The organism is Trinickia sp. (assembly GCF_051953955.1).
Classification (GTDB): Bacteria; Pseudomonadota; Gammaproteobacteria; order Burkholderiales; family Burkholderiaceae; genus Trinickia.
Window position 1 is genome coordinate 20942 of sequence record NZ_JBQCIF010000064.1, and the last position, 16815, is coordinate 37756.

20 protein-coding genes and 1 pseudogene are annotated in these 16815 nt (G+C 62.9%); 10 read left to right on the forward strand and 11 right to left on the reverse strand.

Features of this window, described 5'->3' with window-relative positions; all coding sequences use genetic code 11:
* The first annotated feature begins 216 nt into the window (after nt 1-216).
* The gene (locus tag ACTHNZ_RS12370) at nt 217-615 is read left to right on the forward strand and encodes a transposase (RefSeq protein ID WP_440542785.1); all 399 of its coding nucleotides are present in this window, start codon (nt 217-219) and stop codon (nt 613-615) included.
* Nucleotides 616-1330: 715 nt separating this feature from the next.
* Here the strand turns inward: ACTHNZ_RS12370 and ACTHNZ_RS12375 are convergent.
* Nucleotides 1331-1639: a hypothetical protein gene (locus ACTHNZ_RS12375; RefSeq protein WP_440542786.1), complete on the reverse strand. Its 309-nt coding sequence runs from the start codon at nt 1637-1639 to the stop codon at nt 1331-1333.
* Between the two features lie 148 nt (nt 1640-1787).
* On the opposite strand from ACTHNZ_RS12375, the gene ACTHNZ_RS12380 reads away from it, so the two are divergent.
* From ACTHNZ_RS12380 to ACTHNZ_RS12390, 3 genes are all read left to right on the forward strand, one after another.
* Nucleotides 1788-2465, forward strand: coding sequence for a YdcF family protein (locus ACTHNZ_RS12380; protein WP_440542787.1), 678 nt, complete (start codon nt 1788-1790; stop codon nt 2463-2465).
* A 156-nt stretch (nt 2466-2621) separates the two neighbouring features.
* Nucleotides 2622-2915, forward strand: a complete 294-nt coding sequence (locus ACTHNZ_RS12385) for a hypothetical protein (RefSeq protein ID WP_440542788.1) — start codon at nt 2622-2624, stop codon at nt 2913-2915.
* A 153-nt stretch (nt 2916-3068) separates the two neighbouring features.
* Nucleotides 3069-3326 carry a DNA-binding protein gene (locus tag ACTHNZ_RS12390; RefSeq protein WP_115535202.1) on the forward strand — a complete coding sequence of 86 codons (258 nt, stop codon included), beginning with the start codon at nt 3069-3071 and terminating at the stop codon, nt 3324-3326.
* Between the two features lie 588 nt (nt 3327-3914).
* Here the strand turns inward: ACTHNZ_RS12390 and bamC are convergent.
* From bamC to ACTHNZ_RS12405, 3 genes are all read right to left on the reverse strand, one after another.
* The gene (gene bamC, locus ACTHNZ_RS12395) at nt 3915-5138 is read right to left on the reverse strand and encodes an outer membrane protein assembly factor BamC (protein WP_440542789.1); all 1224 of its coding nucleotides are present in this window, start codon (nt 5136-5138) and stop codon (nt 3915-3917) included.
* Between the two features lie 203 nt (nt 5139-5341).
* Nucleotides 5342-5581: a hypothetical protein gene (locus ACTHNZ_RS12400; protein WP_440542790.1), complete on the reverse strand. Its 240-nt coding sequence runs from the start codon at nt 5579-5581 to the stop codon at nt 5342-5344.
* 82 nt (nt 5582-5663) lie between these two features.
* Entirely contained in the window at nt 5664-6053 is a 390-nt protein-coding gene (locus ACTHNZ_RS12405) for a hypothetical protein (RefSeq protein ID WP_440542791.1), read from the reverse strand.
* A gap of 582 nt (nt 6054-6635) precedes the next feature.
* Between ACTHNZ_RS12405 and ACTHNZ_RS12410 the strand changes: the two genes are divergently transcribed.
* Both ACTHNZ_RS12410 and ACTHNZ_RS12415 read left to right on the forward strand, forming a co-directional pair.
* Nucleotides 6636-7130 carry a DUF1016 N-terminal domain-containing protein gene (locus ACTHNZ_RS12410; RefSeq protein ID WP_440542792.1) on the forward strand — a complete coding sequence of 165 codons (495 nt, stop codon included), beginning with the start codon at nt 6636-6638 and terminating at the stop codon, nt 7128-7130.
* Between the two features lie 780 nt (nt 7131-7910).
* Nucleotides 7911-8831 (forward strand): alpha/beta fold hydrolase, encoded by a 921-nt coding sequence (locus ACTHNZ_RS12415; RefSeq protein WP_440542803.1) that lies wholly within the window; start codon nt 7911-7913, stop codon nt 8829-8831.
* A 142-nt stretch (nt 8832-8973) separates the two neighbouring features.
* Here the strand turns inward: ACTHNZ_RS12415 and ACTHNZ_RS12420 are convergent, their stop codons facing one another.
* From ACTHNZ_RS12420 to ACTHNZ_RS12430, 3 genes are all read right to left on the reverse strand, one after another.
* Nucleotides 8974-10275 (reverse strand): type II toxin-antitoxin system HipA family toxin, encoded by a 1302-nt coding sequence (locus ACTHNZ_RS12420; protein WP_440542804.1) that lies wholly within the window; start codon nt 10273-10275, stop codon nt 8974-8976.
* Nucleotides 10272-10562 (reverse strand): helix-turn-helix domain-containing protein, encoded by a 291-nt coding sequence (locus ACTHNZ_RS12425; RefSeq protein WP_440542793.1) that lies wholly within the window; start codon nt 10560-10562, stop codon nt 10272-10274. The genes ACTHNZ_RS12420 and ACTHNZ_RS12425 overlap by 4 nt, the downstream gene beginning before the upstream one ends.
* Before the next feature lie 249 nt (nt 10563-10811).
* Nucleotides 10812-11573: a tetratricopeptide repeat protein gene (locus ACTHNZ_RS12430; protein ID WP_440542794.1), complete on the reverse strand. Its 762-nt coding sequence runs from the start codon at nt 11571-11573 to the stop codon at nt 10812-10814.
* Nucleotides 11574-11754: 181 nt separating this feature from the next.
* On the opposite strand from ACTHNZ_RS12430, the gene ACTHNZ_RS12435 reads away from it, so the two are divergent.
* Entirely contained in the window at nt 11755-12057 is a 303-nt protein-coding gene (locus ACTHNZ_RS12435) for a hypothetical protein (protein WP_440542795.1), read from the forward strand.
* Between the two features lie 30 nt (nt 12058-12087).
* Nucleotides 12088-12228, forward strand: coding sequence for a hypothetical protein (locus tag ACTHNZ_RS12440; RefSeq protein WP_440542796.1), 141 nt, complete (start codon nt 12088-12090; stop codon nt 12226-12228).
* Nucleotides 12229-12288: 60 nt separating this feature from the next.
* Here ACTHNZ_RS12440 and ACTHNZ_RS12445 read toward each other — a convergent pair whose 3' ends face one another.
* The gene (locus ACTHNZ_RS12445; protein WP_440542797.1) at nt 12289-13539 is read right to left on the reverse strand and encodes an MFS transporter; all 1251 of its coding nucleotides are present in this window, start codon (nt 13537-13539) and stop codon (nt 12289-12291) included.
* 107 nt (nt 13540-13646) lie between these two features.
* Here ACTHNZ_RS12445 and ACTHNZ_RS12450 point away from each other — a divergent pair, with 107 nt between their 5' ends.
* Nucleotides 13647-14537: a LysR substrate-binding domain-containing protein gene (locus tag ACTHNZ_RS12450; protein WP_440542798.1), complete on the forward strand. Its 891-nt coding sequence runs from the start codon at nt 13647-13649 to the stop codon at nt 14535-14537.
* A 99-nt stretch (nt 14538-14636) separates the two neighbouring features.
* On the forward strand, nt 14637-14969 hold the full coding sequence (locus ACTHNZ_RS12455) for a hypothetical protein (RefSeq protein ID WP_440542799.1): 333 nt from the start codon (nt 14637-14639) through the stop codon (nt 14967-14969).
* A gap of 45 nt (nt 14970-15014) precedes the next feature.
* On the opposite strand, the gene ACTHNZ_RS12460 is transcribed toward ACTHNZ_RS12455, so the two are convergent.
* The 3 genes and pseudogenes from ACTHNZ_RS12460 to ACTHNZ_RS12470 all read right to left on the reverse strand — a co-directional run.
* On the reverse strand, nt 15015-15728 hold the full coding sequence (locus tag ACTHNZ_RS12460; protein WP_440542800.1) for an OmpA family protein: 714 nt from the start codon (nt 15726-15728) through the stop codon (nt 15015-15017).
* Between the two features lie 45 nt (nt 15729-15773).
* Complete coding sequence (locus tag ACTHNZ_RS12465) at nt 15774-16538, reverse strand: flagellar motor protein (RefSeq protein WP_440542801.1); 765 nt, start codon at nt 16536-16538, stop codon at nt 15774-15776.
* Nucleotides 16539-16626: 88 nt separating this feature from the next.
* Nucleotides 16627-16815, reverse strand: a pseudogene (locus tag ACTHNZ_RS12470) (Crp/Fnr family transcriptional regulator); the annotation flags it as partial.

Here is a 16815-nt window from a genome sequence, read left to right on the forward strand (position 1 = left end):
TGACGTCCCCGCAAGGCCGTTGCGACGGGGCTTCCAGGCATTCGCCACCCACATGGCACGCTTCATGCGTTGCACGGCGCACAGCAAGACGGCGCGCTGCTGGACGGCCGATATCGTTCGCGGCGCCCGCCGGCTCGCTCGACATCCGCAAAGGTGTCATCGGGGTGCGCGGCACGGGGCAACGCACCGGGGTCAGTTTCGCTGAGGTGAGGACATATGGTGTTCGACGATTTGAGAGATAACGAATGGGCACTGGTCGAAGCGCTGTTCTGCGCCGAGCCTGCTCGAAGCGAGCGACGCGGCCGCCCGCGCGTCGAAGCGCGTGCCGTCGTCAATGCGGTGTTGTGGGTGTTGTCCACGGGCGAGGGATGGTCGAAGCTGCCGGGCCGCTACCCGTCGCCGCCGACTTGCCGCCGCCGCTTCGACGAATGGCAAGCCGACGGCACGCTCGTTGAAATCGTCCAGCGCCTGGGGACTTGCGGACGCCAGATCTCGCTGCGCGGACGCATCGGCACCGCCTCCGTCAAGCCGCCCGCCCCCCGCAGCCCGGACCGCCTACGCGGCGCATTCTGGACCAATCCGGAATCGTGGCGCGCGCCCGCCAAAATGGCCTGAACGTCACTTCCTCCTCGGCCGAATAGACCACCGCGCGGGCACCGCTCGCGGAACCGCGCGGAGCAGGCACGGGGCGCCAACGGGCGCGGTACGATCTCCGCATGCATGGCTCTTCTTCCCCGCCCCCAGTCGGGTGCGTGCTCGAGCGCCTCAGTTCCGAAACATCCATTTACTAATATTTACAGCGCCCTTTCGCCGGCACGCCTATCGTGTCGACATGCCGATATGCAGCCGGCCCCTTTGCGCCGGATAGTTCCGAATGAAGGCAGCGATTCGCGCAGCGGGAGCGTTGATGTGCAGCATCGCAGTGGCGCATGCCGCGCTCGTCCATGCGCAACCCCCACGCGCGCCCATGCCGCGTCCGCCGGAGATTCCGGCCGACTGGCACGCGCCGCGCCCAAACGCGCCCCCGGCTGCATCCGCCCCGGCGCCACGCGGCAATTTGCGCGGCGACATCGAAAACAACGCCCGCTGGAGCGATAACGGCGCGCGCCCTCACTCGCCGCCCAAACGTTGATTGCGGCGTCCGCGCGGCGCTCACGCGATCCGGGTGAAAATCAAGGGAACCACTGGCCTCGTGGCTAGTCGGAGTGATTGCCATGAGCACAGCGTGGCAGCAGAAATATCCGGTACCCGTATCCTCGCGATACGGGTTTTTTTAATGATATTTCGTGGCGAAAGCTCGATGGACGGACGGGGAAACGCAAAAAGTGGCTTATGATCGCTCGATCGCGGCGGCGGCTTCGCTCGGTGCGTACTCGCCCGCTTTCGCATCCGTCCAAGTCAGCGCGCGCTCTTCGCGGGCAAGGCGGTTGAATTCGGCTCGCCCCTTATCCGTCAGAACCGCGATATCGACAGGAGCATGAAAGCCCGCGCCCGGCGCCACCGTGCGCTGGCGGACGGTTTCCATCAAGCCGAGTCCTCGCAGATATTCGAATACACCGGGGCGCTTGGCCCACGGAACCTGACGATATTGCACTCGCCTAAGCGCTTCGAGCACCGCTTCGTTGGAATACGTGGTCATCTCGACTCTTTCTTAAAGTGCGGCCACCGTCGTGAGTGACGGCGCATATCTTACGGCGTCCGACGCCGGTGAGCGCCAGCCGAAACCATACGTTACCCTATCTCAATTGATCATATTCACTTTATTCGCGCTTTTTTCAGCGGTTTTCGTGCTATGGCGCCGAGCGAGGAAGGCGATCATCGTCGCAGCCCTCGCTCTATTTTGGCTGCTGTCGGCCGGATGGCTGACGGCGCCGCTGCTCGCCGCCGTCCAAGGCGATGCAGCGCACTACCTGCCGCCGAAGTTCGGCCCCCGCACCGTCATCGTCATGCTCGGCGCCGGCACGCGCCACGATTCGCAGGGCAGGCTGGTGCCGATGCCGGACGTTTTCCCGCGAATCGCGACGACAGCCTCGATGTATGCGCAATGCAAGCAGGCAAACCGGCATTGCGAAGTCATCGTCAGCGGCGGCAATCCGGAGAGATACGAAGCATCGGAAGCGGATACGTATGCGCCGTATCTACTCGAAGCGCATGTCGCACGCGACGATCTCGTGCTCGAAAACGAAAGCCTAACGACGTATGAGAACGCGAAGTACGTCGCACGTATTTTGCGCAATGAACATTACGATTCGTTGATGCTGGTGACGTCGGCTTACCATATGCCGCGCGCGCTGCTCGATTTTCATCGGTTCGGGCTCGCCCCACAGCCGGTGGCGGCACCCGGCCGCGTCGTCCGCTGCGGCTTGCTGCCGCGCCGGCCGAATTTGTCGGCGGCCAACGTGGCGCTACATGAATTGATCGGCTTGGCCCAGTTCCATGTTTATCGTGCGTTGGGCTGGTTCTGAGGCGGAAGTCCCGACATGTAACGAGACGTAACGGACCGTCGCATTTGCTCCACACGAATCTCGTCGTTGGGCTTATGCTGGCTAGAATTTACAATGTCCAGCCGGACGGGCAGTATCTGGACCAACCATCCATCCACTTTTCGCACGGAGGCAATAATGAAGAAAGCGTCCCTGACTGTCATGTTTTCCCTGTCGCTGCTGGCCGGCGCCGCTTACGCGCAAACCGACGAGGGCGGTGTCATGATGAGCACCGATCCGGCCAAAGCCGCCGACGTCGAGCAGCGGGCCCAGGCGCTCGCGCAGCAGCAAGAGCAGATGCAGCAGATGCCGATGCAAGAGCACGAGCACATGTCCAAGAAGATGATGCATCACCACCCCATGCACAAGCATGCCGCAAAGGGCAAGGCCAAGGCCGACAAAGCCGAGGCGGCCAGCGGCGCGAGCCAATAAACGCCCGCGGCTAAACGCCGCGAGTCCGTGACGAGCCGAAGCCGGTCCTGCCGGCTTCGGCTTTTTCATGTCCGCAAAACTGCGCGGGCGGTATGCTAAAGTCGCGCACCGAACATTTCGCAAACCGCGCGCACCCTGGGCGGAGAGGACAGCATGAGCAACATCCAGTTGGATATCGAATGGACCGAAGCGGCATCGCGCAAGATCGAGAAGTTGATGCCGCGCGGCTCGCAAGAAGCGTTTCTGGCATTGCCGCCCGTCGAATGCCTGCCGATGGAGGGCGACGTCTTGTTTCTCGGGCCGGCCGGCAAGCAGCAGCCGTTCATCGTCGTCGAGCGGCAGTACCATCACGACGGCGATGCCGATTGGACGATCATCCTGATTCTGGACGTGCCCCAAGCCAGCCACTGAAAGGCGGCGATTCGTTCGTTGTCCTAACGAACCCGGCGATCGCAAGCATAAAAAAATACCCGCGTTCCGTGGAACGCGGGTAAAACCGTCGCCCTACGAGGATAGGCGACGGGGCCACCGTCGCTCGCGCGAACACGCGCGAACCGCGTCTTTTCCCATCTTTTTCGAGGCGGTGCGCCGAATGGATTCGGCTGCGGTTGGGTTGGGGTTTGGTTGCGACCGCAATCGAATGCGAGCGCGTTCCCACAACATTCTGCAGCAGTGATTTATAGATCGGAGCCCGCCTCGGCCTCCCTGCATTTTGCCCTACGGCACGCTAAAAGCAGCTTACGTGCCATGCCAAGATGGGCGCACAAACCATTGATAGGAAAGAAAAAAGGAACATCGTCGGCACGCCGAATCGTTTCGCGGGCGAAACGTAACATCGCGACGTTACCCCGTAACGTCGCGTGACATTCGGCGTCGAGTGTGCGAACGCGGACCGGGCGGTGCGATTGACGCATGATTGACGCCGCACATGAAAAAACCCGCCGGGATGCGGCGGGTTTTCGTCAACGTTCGGCCGGTGAACGGCGGGTGTCGTGTCGATCAGCGCAGTTGATCGACGAGCATCGACATGATTTCCTTGGCTGGCCGCGAACTCTCGACGTTGCCCTTGTCGTCCACGACCGCCACGCGCGTCTGGTTTTCGGTCACGGCCTTCACGTTCACGAGATACTGCTTCGCGACCTTCTCCTTGCGGCCGTGAAACACCTGGCTCCAGAAACCCTGCTCGTCCGAGCTCTTGTCCTGCGGATCGACGTAGCGAATCTGATAAAGCCCCTTCGTGCGATCGCGGTCGTCGACGGTGAAGTTCGAGCGGTCGAGCGCAAGCCCCACGCGCGCCCAAGCCTGCTCGTAGGATTCGTTCAGCGTCACTTCAGTCGACGTATATTGCCCGTTCGTTGCCGCGCTCTCCGCCGTTCCTTGGCCCTGAGCCACGAACTGCGCATTGCGGGCCGCGATGGCGGCCTCGTCGGCGTTGGGCTTACCACCCTTCGTGCCGGCCGCGGCACTTGCCGCAACGGGCGCGATGTCCGCCGCAACCGGCCCTGCCGCATCGCCGCGCGCATCGGCCACCGCGAGCCCTGCCATCAAGCGCTTCAGGTATTCGAGTTCGAGCGCCGGATCGTTGGGCTTCGGCACCCACGTCGTCGTGTCGTTGTTCAAGCCTTCCAGCGCCTCGCGCATGCCCTTTTGGCTAATGAACACATACGTGCCGCCGTTCGGTGCCGATTCGAGACGCGTGCGGAACTTGTTACGCTCGGCGGCGACGTAGGCGTTGCCCATCGCCTTCGAGATCGTGTTGCGGATGAGCCCCAGATTGATTTGTGGACGCGTTTCGTTCCAATCCGTCTCGAGCACGTGCTTATCGCGTTGATCGACGACGAGCAGGAAGCCCTGCTCCTGCCAGAAGCGGCGAATGCGCGGCCATACTTGATCCGGCGTGCGATTATCGATGACGAGCCAGCTTTCCGTGCCGTCGCGCTGGATGTGCATCCCTTGGACCGGGGGCATCACTGCCGTTTCGGACGGCGCGGTTTTTTGCACTCGAGCGAGCGCCGAAGCCGACGTTTCACCGCCTTCAGGCGGCAGCGAACGCTGATCGGCGGTTTCGTCGAGCAGGTTCGGCGGCACGGCGAGCGAAGCCTGCTTCGACTTCGAATCGCTCTTGTAATCGATCTGGGTGGGAGACGGGGAGCTGCAACCGGCAACGAGGCAGCCGGCCAAAACCAAAGCGGCGAACCGCGAGGTAAAACGAAGATCGGTCATGTTCGGGAAATCCTTGCGCCTTCGCCGCCAGTGTGTGAATGGATCAGCCGAGCATTTTACCGGACGCGGCGGGGCATGTGTAGAAACACAGCCCCGGGCCCCGGAGAGTAGCTGATCGATCGAGGCGCGGGCCGCCGCTTCGCCGCTGCATCGTTCGCGTCTCTACCGCTTCGACCACGCGGCAAGACATGGCGCCCAGCGCATCAAGACCCGAGCGAGCCGCCTTGCTCGAGGATATGCTGCAGGGCTGCGGACTTTGCGGCCTCCTCGGCCTGCTGCGCCGTGTCGAACGGGCCGCGAGCGACGTGGACGACCGGCCAATCGGCTTCGTCGCCGGGGTCGCCCGACACGCGGAAGCGCGCCGCGTAGCCGCTCGGCTGCGCCGGCACGACTTGGATGTCGACCGACACGCCTTCCAGTTGATGCCGCATGAAGCCATCCATGGCTACCTCCTCACTGCTTGCGAACGGACGGACGGACACGGACATGCTAGCACCGGCGCGCGCGAGGTTCGCAGCGCCTCGATCAACGCTCCGTATCGGCCAGCGCGGGCGGGTTGGCCAGTTCCGACGGCGCTAGCCAGCGGAAGGCCTCGAGCTTGTCGCCATTGAACGTGCATTCGGCCGCGGCGGCTTTGACGATGGGCTTGGCTGCGCCGTGCGGGGCGCTTGCGCCTGATGCTGCCGATGCTGCCGATGCTGCCGATGCTTTGAGCGTACCTTCGAGCACGACACGCGAACCGCCGATGCCGACGCCGACATGCGAGATCGACAGTGTTTCGAGCGGCGCGGCCTTGCCGGCGGCTTCGCGCATTTGCGCCTTGCAAGCGCTGGGATTCGAGTACAGCGTGCAGCCGCCGGTCAGGAGCGGCGCGATAGCGAGCAGCGCGGCCAGCGAAAACGCAGGCTTGTTCATCGGCGGTCCTCATTTCCCAAAGGGGCGCCATTTTAGCCTAGGACGCGCTCGGCCATCCGCCAATCCCACTCTTGACGACCCCGCGCTGGCGGAATTCGATGCGACCGGTGGTAGAATCGCGTCCGCCCTGCCCGGGTGATGAAATTGGTAAACATAGCGGACTTAAGCAATTGAGTGCCCAGCCGGAAACGGTTGGTGCAGAACCCTTCAAATTCGGTGAACCCCCTGGCCCCTGTCCCCGCGCAAGCGCGGCAGTCCAGCCGAGGCAACGCCGAGCCAAGCCCGAAAATGATGCCGCAAGGCTGTTTCGCGGAAGGTGTAGAGACTAGACGGGGGGCGCCTAATGCGGCGATGCGCGCGAGATGATCGTGGGCGTCGCGATGGCGAAGGCATAGTCCAGCGCACGAACGGCGCTGCGCATAGCGCGCAGCGCCGGCATCGAAAGATGTAGTGTGACGAAAATCCGCCGCCTCACGGCTTGCCGGTTCGAGTCCGGTCCCGGGCACCAGGGATATGTTCCGGCTTGTGCCGATGTGTTCGCGCACGGCACGCGCGAATCGCGAACTCGTCACTCTTTAAATCGTGCAACAGGCCGTTGCACGATTGCCTTGGCCTCATATCGTGACCTTGCTGGACAAGCTCAAGGAGCCGGGCGCACGCAATGGGTATGCGGCCCAGTCGATCGAGCACGGCTGGTCGCGCAACGTGCTTGCGATGCAGATTGATACCCACGCTTATTCGCCTCCTGCCGGTGCCGCGATCCCCCATTTTGATGCGCGACTGCCACCACCGCAATCCGATCTAGCGCGCGAAGCATTGAAGGATCCGTACGTGGTGCCGCGGTACGCGGTGGCAACTGGCGCGAGAGCGCCGAGGACGGCGACGCCTGTCTTTGACGGCGGGGATCAGCCGTTCAGTTGCGACTCGACGTTGAGGACGATCCGGGCGACCGGGTTGTTGTCGGCGGAAGCCGGAGCGAACTTGATCTGGGCAAACGTGACAGCAGCGAAAGCGACGACGACGAGTGCAGCAGATGCGGCGATGCGGGGAATGTATTTCACAGGGACTTCCTTTTGAGGTGTAGGCAGAAACTGGCGAAGCTGACAGGGGGCCGAATCACGTCGGCGCCCTTCTGTCGACAACCGACAAGGCCGCACACGGGGTCCGATCGCGCCTCTCGATCTGGACCGCACTGCAAAAATCGGGCGACCCAAGCCCAATTACTATAAGGCTTTTACCCGTGTGTGCAGTGCGACATGCGGTCGCCAGTGGGTGCTTAATTCGCGAGCGACGTTCCATGACGTTTCCGATAGCACCACACGCCAACTTGCCGTGCCTCGCCCGGTGTCAGTACATCAATACTCAAACCTCAAACGCACGCAATCCTTAGAGCTGCAACGTCTCGTTGGCGTCGATCGCGTTGAGCAGTCTCACAACGACTTCTCGCGTTTCACTGAGTTCGCGCAGCCGAACGTCGAGCTTTTCGACTTCGCCGCGCAGCAACGCACGCGCTTGAACGCATGGATGAAACACAGGTTTCTCGCCGAGTACGCAAGGCAGCAACAGCCGAATACTGCTGATCTTCAATCCTGCTGCGCTGAGCATCCGGATGCGCTGGGCGGCGTCCACTTCGTCGAAACCGTAATCGCGGTAGCCCGAATCGGTCCTCTTGGGATTGAGCAGGCCTTCGTGTTCGTAATACCGCAGCATCCTCTCACTGATGCCGGTCCGGCGAGCCAGTTCTCCGATACGCATGAGATCTCCCGAAAGATACGCTTGACCTTGACAGCGCTGTCAAAGTCTAACCTCTTTCGACCGGCCGGATTGCCCGCCGCTCCATTCGTCGAGGAACCCCATATGACACCATCCGATGACACGTTCGACGGAACGTTTCCGTTTGCGCCGCGCTTCAGCGATGCTGCCGGCTTTCGCATGCACTACGTCGATGAAGGACCCGCAGATGGCGAGGTCGTCATCTGCCTTCACGGGGAACCGACGTGGGGTTATCTGTTTCGTGATCTGATCGAAGCACTCGCGGGCAACTACCGTGTGATTGCACCCGACCACATGGGATTCGGCAAGAGCGAGACGCCGGGACATCGCACGTACTGGCTACAGGATCATATCGACAACCTAGAAAAGCTCGTGCTTGCCCTGGATTTGGACGACATCACGCTCATCATGCACGACTTCGGCGGCCCCGTCGGCATGGGGCTCGCCGCACGGCATCCCGGCCGCATTCGCCGAATCGTCAGCACGAACGGCCCGACGCCGTCCGGGCAAAGCACGTTATTCGACCGGCTGAACGCGAATGCCGCGGTCTCGCCATGGTTCCAGTGGATCGTCCGCGCCAATTCGCAAGGCCGTCTCGAACCCGTGCTGGAGGAACTCGGCTTCAATATCCTGAGTACCTTGAAGCTCAACGGCTTCGAAAACCACACTCGTATCGACGATACGTGGCTGCGTGCCTATGGCTCGCGTTTCGCTGTGCCAACCGACAGTGCCGGCGCCATTGGCTGGGCAAAGGGCTTCGCGATAGGGGCGCATCGTTTTGAAGTGCCGGACCCGGCAGCACTCGACGCCATCCGCTCAAAGCCAGCGCTCGCCATCTGGGGGGAGGCCGATCGCACGCTGGCAGCTGAACACTTTCTGCCGCTGTTCAGCGAAATCTTTCCGATGGCGCCGATTCATCGCCTCGCGGGCGTCGGCCATTACTGCTTCGAGGATGCGCCGCAAGAGATCGCCGAACTGATTGCCGGATTCTTGAAGGCCAACTGACCACTCACTCGTGCTCGGCCGGTCCTCAAGACCGGCTTGGTGCGTCCGGGACCATGCGTTTCAATTTTTCTCGGCAGCGTGGCGCTGCATTGCGCGTCGCACAGCCTCATCGCCCGCTTTCAATTCCCAGCCGAAAAGACGCTCACACCGCCGCCAACGGCAACGTTTCAAGCCGATCAAGGATCACCTCTTTCATGCCTTGCGGCGTCGGAAGCGCGTCGAGCATCTTCGGCCACGTGTCCCGAGCGGCGGTTACCGCTGCTTTCACCGCGGCGGTCGCGATGCGCTGGGCGATGCCTGCGGCCTTAGCCAGTTCCGCGTAGGTATCGAGCGTCTGTGCGCGCTGCATGCGATCGACGGCGACGTTCGTCCCATACGTGGAGAACCCCGGCAACGCGGCGACGCAAACGATGTCGTACGCTGGGCTCAGCTCCGGGTGGACCTTGTCCGCGTAGAGGACCGAAAAATTCTTGAGGTGCGCATCGCTGTTGCCGATAAGCGTGTTGACCGCTTGCCGCACAAAGAATTCGCGGACGTCCCTCACGCCGCGCGGGCTCAGCGCGTTGAGCAAACTCAGCAGCAGACGGAACTGCTCCTCTTTCCCATACTTGGCAGCCGGCATGCGTCCCAGCATCTGGCAAGCATCTTCTGCGTGGATGCGCTCGTTGCCTGGTCGATCGTAGCGCTCGACTGCGAGAAACGACGTCGCCGTTCCTGCAATGGCCTGCAGTCCCTCGATGTCGATGGCGGAAAGATTCATCGGCTCGCACGACGCAACGTTGACCCCGGCCGCTTTGGCAAGTTGCATCGCGACGTACTCGTTGAAGATCTGCGAGTCGTCGTTTTTGGCGGGAAGCTTGGCGATGACATCGGAAAGCTTGCCGTGTCCCGGCATCGTGTACCGCTTGCCCTTGTTCACGGTCGAAAGCGCGAGCTTGTTCTGCACGCCCGAAATGGAAGCGGCGCCTTCGGTGGCCCCCTCTGTTACGCTCATTTCGAGATTGTCGGCACCGCCGGTGGCACCGAACGTTCGCGCATAGGCTGGGATGCTGTGCGCGTCGGCGGGAGGCTGAACGACAACCGCGCCGGGCAGGTCTTCACCGGCGGCTGCCAGTACGCCGAAGTCATCCCGATCGTCCGGATTGTGGCGAGTCGCTTCTAGCCGCTTGCGCAGATCGCTTTCTGGGAGAAGCCCGGCAAAGAATGGCGGAAGCTTGCCGCCCGTGTTGTAGAGCGCCGGGTGGAAAGCGTTCGAAAAAATGTCCGCCGCGATCGCGGGAGTGCCTGGGATCGCCATCGACAAGCTGAGCGTCGGCGCGCCATTGGCAGCCTTGAACGACTCGGACGGCACGAAGCGGCAGTGTCCGGCAAGTTCGCAAAGGTAGCCACAGAGCTCGCCGTAAAGCCGCACCTCCAGGTAGCGCGGATGGATTGCGTCGGTCATCGGCGCTCCTTCAGAAACATCTCTGCCGCACTGGGCGCCTCGAGATCCGGCCCGGTACCCTTCCCGGCCAGGACCTGGCGGACCGCTGCGAGTTGCTCTTTCGGCACGAGCACCCATTGCGCGTCCAAACCTGCCGCGAGCGCATCTAGCGTGTTGCTCCGGGCGTCGTGCCGGCCCGCCAAGGTCGCGGATAAATTAGGGCGAGCGATGCCCGTCAGTTCGCCCAACTCAGTGAGGGACATGCCGCGGCGCGAAAGAAGCGCCCTAATTTGGTCCACGAATGACATTTCATACGCCGGGCAGTCAAGTTATGGAAAATTATACGCCCAGCCGCTGCGAATCAGGAGGCGCTGTATGGAATATCATACATCGAGGATACAGAGTATAATATTTCATACATGCGCCACCCCCGCTCGTTTTTGGCGCGTCGGCGATAACTTGTTCGCGAAGTTCCGGCGTTATCCGCGGATTGCGCACCCGCAACCGAGTCAAATTCGAAAGACGGATATGCGAAGCCGTTTTTACACGGATGAGCGTCACCGGCCCGCAGCCAACGCCGACTGCGCGCGCTGCAGCCATTCGCGGTTGTGCTCGCGTGCGTAGCGCGGCCAATGCTTGCCGTCTTGCACGATATCTTCGAACAAGGCGGTGGCGCGCCGGCGATCCGCCTCGCTCGGCTGCGCCGCCAGCCAATCGGCGAACAAGCACCGAGGAGCCGCATCGCTCGCGCACGACAACGCCGCTTCGAACGCGGCACGCGTGTGCGCCGAGCCCAGCGCCGCCGATACGCGCGCATACAGCAAGGCAGGTTCGGCCTTGTTGCGCGACTGCGGATCAGCCTTGAACAGCTGCGTCAACGTACTCTCCGCTGACTCGTAACGACTCAATTCGAACTGCGCGCGCGCCAAGCCTGCGAGCAGCGCCGGATCATCGGCGAACGGCCCGTTCGCAGCGGCCTCGTAATGTTCGATCGCTTCCTGCGGATTGCCGGCTTCCAGCAGCGCCGCGCCGAGGCGCATCCGATTCGCCACCGTTGGCGCACGGTCGAATTCGGCCTGGCTTTCGCGCACGGCGCGATTCGGATCGACGAACTGCGTAATGGCCCGCGCAGCCACATACGCCCCACGCGACTGACGCAGGCTCGGCAAGTAGACCGCGAAGCAATACACGAGGCTGCCGATCATCGGGAAGGCGAAAAGCAAGAACAGCCAGTAGATGCTCTGTTGGTGACGCACGGCATGCACCGCGAAACAAATCGCAACGATGACGTGAAGACCAATCCCAAAGAAATAAGGCATGATGCGTTCGTTGAACTCTCGTGTTGGAAGCCCCGGCAGGATAAAGCACCCGCCAGCTTCCGAAAATATGGCCCAGGCCCCTTAAGCCACTCTTAAGAGAACGGGCAACGGGAACGGCAGCGGACCTGCCGAAACTCGCTGGCGCCGCCATAGTCGAAAGTAGCGTCCCTGGAGGCTCCACATGAAGGCTTTTCCGTACCTCGCGGCGTCGATTTTCATGGCCGCCGCGTCGTTCTCGACGCTCGGCTACGCCCACACCCAAACGCCTCGACCGGCAGGCACCGCGGCCAACGAATGTGCGGTGAGCGCCGATCCTTCGATCATTCCGACCGGCTCCGCGTCGAAACCGCCGGTGCTCAGCGTGGGTGTCAGCGATCCCAATACGAAGCTGAACCTGCCCTGGTTCCTCACCGACGCCGTCAACGCGATCAATACGCATCAATCGGCCCGTTGCTTCGCGCGTGCGCTGCGAAGCGGTATTTGATCACCCGCTGTACCGATCCCCCGCGATACGATGACGACGATACCAGAGCTCTACGGCCACCCCTTCGCCGCCTACGTATGGAAGCCGCTCATCGCGCTGTACGAACGCGAGGTGGCATTCGCGTTCCGGACGATCGATCCTGATCATCGCGAGAACCGGGCACGCAACTAGCGCTCGGCGCTGGCGAACGAGGCACCGCCGCGCTCCCGTTCCGTTCCGCCACGCCCTACCCTACGCCTTCACATCGGCAGCCGCCTCGGCCGCTCGCACCCGCCCCTTGGGCGCGAAATACCAGATAGCCGCGGCGACTTGCATCGCCACCAGGACGGCCCATACCGTTCGATGCGCCGCGCTCGCGTAGTGACCATCGTGCATCGGCCAACGCCCGAGCGCGGCCCCGATAGCGACTTGCAGCGCGAAGATTGCGAGGAATATCACGAGCGTGAAAGACGTATTGACTCGCCCGAGCAGCCGTGCCGGAAAATGCTCGGCCAATACGGCGTATGTCAGGATGCCCATCCCTCCCAACGCGCCGTACGCCGCCCACAGCACCGTTTCAGGAAGCGGCACGCGCGCTGCGATCATCGCCTGCACGACGACGAACGAGAGCATCGTCACACCCGAAGACAAATAGACGCTGACGCCTCGGCGCTCCAACGCGCGCGCCAGCGCGCCGAATCCCAGGTTGCCCGCGATGAACGCGGCACCCAGCACCGACACGAGCGTTGCGGCGCGTGCAGCCGCGCCCGGCACGCCCGCCAGCGCGACGTCGCGCAAATATGGCCCGACCCAAAGCGACTGCATTGCATAAAAGACGCTCTGCGTGAGCCCGGAAAACGCGCCGAGCTTCCAAAACGCACGGCTGCTCAGTACGTGCCACGTCCCCTTGAATTGATCGATCAGGCTCGTGTGCGGATGCGCCTCCTGCTTCGATGGCGCACCGACCCAGATCGCTGCCGCGGCGGCGGCCGTCAACACGGCGATGCCGGTCCCCACCGAGCGCCAGCCCGTGACCGACAGCAGCCACGAAAGCGGGGCGCCCACGGCGACGCCGCCCATCCCCCCTGCCGCCATCACGATGCCGTTGACGAACGTGAGCTGTCCGACGGCGAAATGCTGCGCCGTGGCCTTGAACGCGCCGCCGAGGCAGGCCGATACGCCTACCCCGATCAAGAACCGCCCCACCATCATCGCGCCGAGGTCGTCGGCCCGGCTGAACGCCAGCGCGCCGGCTGCCGCGATCAACATCACGCACGCCGTCACGCGGCGCGCGCCGAAGCGATCGAGCAAGACCCCCACCGGGATCTGGGCACCCGCAAAGCCAAGAAAATAAAGGCTAGTGAGCGTGCCCAAATCGGCCGGCGACAGCCCGAGGTCATGAATGAGGAACGGCGCGAATCCTAGATTGACGCCGCGAAACAGGTAAGAAATGAAATACCCGAGCGAAAAGACGATGAGCAAGCGTAACTGCGTCAGCCTCATGACAGGAGCGATGTATCGAGTTCGTAAGTTGGCTCAATTATTCGCGACGATCGACGCGCGCGCCAACGAGAGATATTTGCCGAACATTGTGAGTAAAATTTGACGGCATGACGACCTCCCTGCCTCCGCTCCAAGCACTGCGTGCCCTTGAAGCCGCTGCCCGCCGGCGCAGCTTCAGCCGTGCCGCCGAAGAACTGCATTTGACGCACAGCGCCGTGAGCCATCATTTGCGCGGGCTCGAGGAACAACTCGGCGTCGAGCTGTTTCGCCGCGCGGGCGCGCGCATGATCCCGACGGCGGCCGGCGCCCAGTTGGCCGAACGCGTCCGCCACAGCCTGGACGATCTGCGCGATGCTCTCGATGCCGCTCGGCGCGGCGCGCCGGGCAGCCATGGCGCGACCCGGCTCGAACTGAGCGCCATGTCCGACTTTCTGTCGATCTGGCTGATCCCGCGGCTAGGCGATTTCTACGACCGCCACCCGCTGATCGATCTGTCGCTGCATATGCACGCCGACGTCGCGCCGCCCGATCCTTATTCGGTCGACATCGGTATCTGGCACCGCCGCGTCGACGAGCCGGGCTTCCAGATCCGCAAGCTGCTCGACGATCAGGTGATCGCGGTATGCGCGCCCGCTCTGCTTGCACGCTATCCGGACTTCACGATCGAGCATCTTCCGCGAATGCCGCTGCTGCATTTTTCCCGGCGATCTTGGCACGACTTTTTCGAAGCCGCCGGCCTGCAAGCCGCGGAGCCGGAGCGCGGCCCCGTCTTCAACGATGCGGGCATGCTGCTGCAAGCGACCGTCAACGGGCAAGGCGTCGCAACGGCTCGGCTGCAGTTGGCACAGGATTACCTCGCTCGCGGAGAACTCGTGCAAGTGGGCCAGGTGCGGATTCCGGCATCGCTCGATTATTTCTTCACCTGGCGCGACGGCCACCCGCGCGAGCCAGCCATCCTGCAGTTCTATCGCTGGCTCAAGGGCATGCTCGCTGCCTAAAGGCGCAATGTGCGACACACGGGATCGTGTAGGATATGTCCCCGCAATACGAGAGATTTGCGAAAGATTGCCGTCCGTCACCTACCTGGGGAGTGGGAAATGAACTTGCAAGATTTCAAAGGGCAATTGGCCAAAAAGAACTTCGGCCCTAAGTCGATTCCGCACGCGTATATCTTCGCCTTGTTCATCGGCGGGCTCGGTCTGCAGCAGATTTACCTGGGCAAATACAAATCTTGGCTCTGGCGCTACGGCATTGCGCTGCTCATCGTCGTGCTGGCGCTTGCCTTGCCCTCGAAAGCCCCTGGGGCGGATTTTCTGCGGCACGCGTGGCTCATTGCGGCCTTCTGGCTCTGTGCGAACGTCGTGGTGGACTGGTTCACGCTATGGCGACAGGTCACGAAGGTCAATGAAAGATTGAACGGCGCGGCATGACGCAAAGCCGCGCTCACCCCGTGCGGACATAGCAGGGCCGCGGCACTACTCCTGCACGAGAATCGTCACGCGGCGGTTGGCTGCGCGGGCGGCCGCGTCGTCGCCCAGTACGAGCGGCACGTTGTCCGCGCGGCCGATCGCCGAAAGCCGATGGGGCTCGACGCCCTTGTCGACGAAGAATCGGACGACAGCGCCCGCACGCGCGGCCGAGAGCTCCCAATTGGACGCGTATTGCGCGTTGGAAATCGGCACGCTGTCGCTATGGCCTTCCACGAGGATGTTCTTCGCCGAATGCGTTGCCAGCACCTTCGCCACGCGATCGAGCACGCCGAGCGAATCGGGCAGCAACCGTGCATCGCCCGAATTGAACAGAATCTTGGCATTGATCGCGATCTCCACGCCTTGCGGCGACGGGGCCACGGTGATCGCGTGCGCATCGCTGAGCGGCTTGAGCAGCGCGACGAGCGCGGCCTGCGCCGCCGCCTTGCGTGCATCGGCCGCCGCATCCGCGGCCTTCGTCGCGTTCGTTGCGGCTTGCACGTGAGCGCTCGCCGCCTGCGCTTCGATCGTCTTCGTCTGCAAGTCGCGGTCCTTGGCGAGCTCGAGCACGTACAGCGCGAGGAAGAACACCATCAGCGTCGTGATGAGATCCGCGTACGAAATGAGCCACCGCTCCGAATGCTCCTCGGCCGCATCATGCTCATCGTGTCCCGCCTCGCCGGAAGAGATCAGGCGTTTGCCGTCCGCAAGCGTGCTCATCGGCATGCGCTCCATTCAATGTGTCGGATCATCTGCCGTCGCCGCTCAGGCCAGCGACTCGGCGGCGCGCTCGCGCACTTCCGCCGCCAAGCGCGTCTCGATCGTCTGCGGCGATTCCTTGCGCGAAATCGCGAGCAGCCCGTCCATGTAGAGCCGGCGGAAGCGCAGTTCGCTGTCCACCTGCGCCTTGATCTTGCCGTACAGCGGCAGGAATACGAGATTGGCCAGCGCGAGGCCATACAACGTAGCCGTGAATGCCGTAGCGATGCCGCTGCCCAGTTGTGCCGGCTCGAGAACATGCCCGGTCACGTGAATCAATCCCAGCACGGCACCCAGGATGCCGAACGTCGGTGCATAGCCGCCGGCCTGTTGCCAAATGCGCGCGGCAGCCATCCGATTGCGTTCGTATGCCGCGATTTCGCGATGCAGCGAATCCTCGAGCACGGCCGTCGATACGCCGTTGGCGAGCAGTTCGAGGCCGCGCTTCGCGAACGCGCTGATTCCCGTCGCGTCGATCGATTCGAAGGCTAGCATGCCGTTCAGCTTGGCCTGATCGCCCCACTCGAGCAGCATCGACAAGCTCTCGCGATCGACTTGGCGCGCTTTCATGAAGGCGAGATGCAGTTGCTTGATGCCGTCGAAGAAGCGCGCCCAGGTGTTTTGAATCATGACGGCGCTCAGCGTGCCGCCCAGCACGATCACGAACGCCTCACCCTGCAGCAGCGTCGTGAAGTGACCGCCTTCAAGCCAAAAACCTACGCCGATGGCCGCCGCACCGAACAGCGCCCCGATGATCGTAAGCAGATCCATGTGTGCTCCCAACGATTCCGATTTCGAGCGATGCGCTCATTGACTCGCCGTATCGCAGGCACAGCCTTCGGTGCGCCCGCGGCCGGCCTCACGCTTCGCGGCTCACGCGCTCGGGCGCGCGGCCGCTCGCGGCCTTCAGGTCACGAATCGTTTGGAGAAAGCGCTGCTCGATGTCGTCCACTTCGGCTTGATCGATCTTCAGGTCGCGCCGCATGACCCACGACACTTCCTTCTTGCGCGCCTCGGTCATCACGGACAACAGCTTGTCGACGATGGC

Excerpts from the sequence above, each read along its gene's own strand:
- ACTHNZ_RS12385 (WP_440542788.1), top strand. The coding sequence starts at position 2,622 with ATGAAGAAAGCGTCCCTGACTGTCATGTTTTCCCTGTCGCTGCTGGCC.
- ACTHNZ_RS12445 (WP_440542797.1), bottom strand. The coding sequence starts at position 13,539 with ATGAGGCTGACGCAGTTACGCTTGCTCATCGTCTTTTCGCTCGGGTAT.
- ACTHNZ_RS12460 (WP_440542800.1), bottom strand. The coding sequence starts at position 15,728 with ATGAGCACGCTTGCGGACGGCAAACGCCTGATCTCTTCCGGCGAGGCG.
- ACTHNZ_RS12400 (WP_440542790.1), bottom strand. The coding sequence starts at position 5,581 with ATGGATGGCTTCATGCGGCATCAACTGGAAGGCGTGTCGGTCGACATC.
- ACTHNZ_RS12375 (WP_440542786.1), bottom strand. The coding sequence starts at position 1,639 with ATGACCACGTATTCCAACGAAGCGGTGCTCGAAGCGCTTAGGCGAGTG.
- ACTHNZ_RS12465 (WP_440542801.1), bottom strand. The coding sequence starts at position 16,538 with ATGGATCTGCTTACGATCATCGGGGCGCTGTTCGGTGCGGCGGCCATC.
- ACTHNZ_RS12390 (WP_115535202.1), top strand. The coding sequence starts at position 3,069 with ATGAGCAACATCCAGTTGGATATCGAATGGACCGAAGCGGCATCGCGC.
- ACTHNZ_RS12455 (WP_440542799.1), top strand. The coding sequence starts at position 14,637 with ATGAACTTGCAAGATTTCAAAGGGCAATTGGCCAAAAAGAACTTCGGC.
- ACTHNZ_RS12370 (WP_440542785.1), top strand. The coding sequence starts at position 217 with ATGGTGTTCGACGATTTGAGAGATAACGAATGGGCACTGGTCGAAGCG.
- ACTHNZ_RS12415 (WP_440542803.1), top strand. The coding sequence starts at position 7,911 with ATGACACCATCCGATGACACGTTCGACGGAACGTTTCCGTTTGCGCCG.
- ACTHNZ_RS12450 (WP_440542798.1), top strand. The coding sequence starts at position 13,647 with ATGACGACCTCCCTGCCTCCGCTCCAAGCACTGCGTGCCCTTGAAGCC.
- ACTHNZ_RS12435 (WP_440542795.1), top strand. The coding sequence starts at position 11,755 with ATGAAGGCTTTTCCGTACCTCGCGGCGTCGATTTTCATGGCCGCCGCG.
- ACTHNZ_RS12430 (WP_440542794.1), bottom strand. The coding sequence starts at position 11,573 with ATGCCTTATTTCTTTGGGATTGGTCTTCACGTCATCGTTGCGATTTGT.
- bamC (WP_440542789.1), bottom strand. The coding sequence starts at position 5,138 with ATGACCGATCTTCGTTTTACCTCGCGGTTCGCCGCTTTGGTTTTGGCC.
- ACTHNZ_RS12420 (WP_440542804.1), bottom strand. The coding sequence starts at position 10,275 with ATGACCGACGCAATCCATCCGCGCTACCTGGAGGTGCGGCTTTACGGC.
- ACTHNZ_RS12440 (WP_440542796.1), top strand. The coding sequence starts at position 12,088 with ATGACGACGATACCAGAGCTCTACGGCCACCCCTTCGCCGCCTACGTA.
- ACTHNZ_RS12425 (WP_440542793.1), bottom strand. The coding sequence starts at position 10,562 with ATGTCATTCGTGGACCAAATTAGGGCGCTTCTTTCGCGCCGCGGCATG.
- ACTHNZ_RS12405 (WP_440542791.1), bottom strand. The coding sequence starts at position 6,053 with ATGAACAAGCCTGCGTTTTCGCTGGCCGCGCTGCTCGCTATCGCGCCG.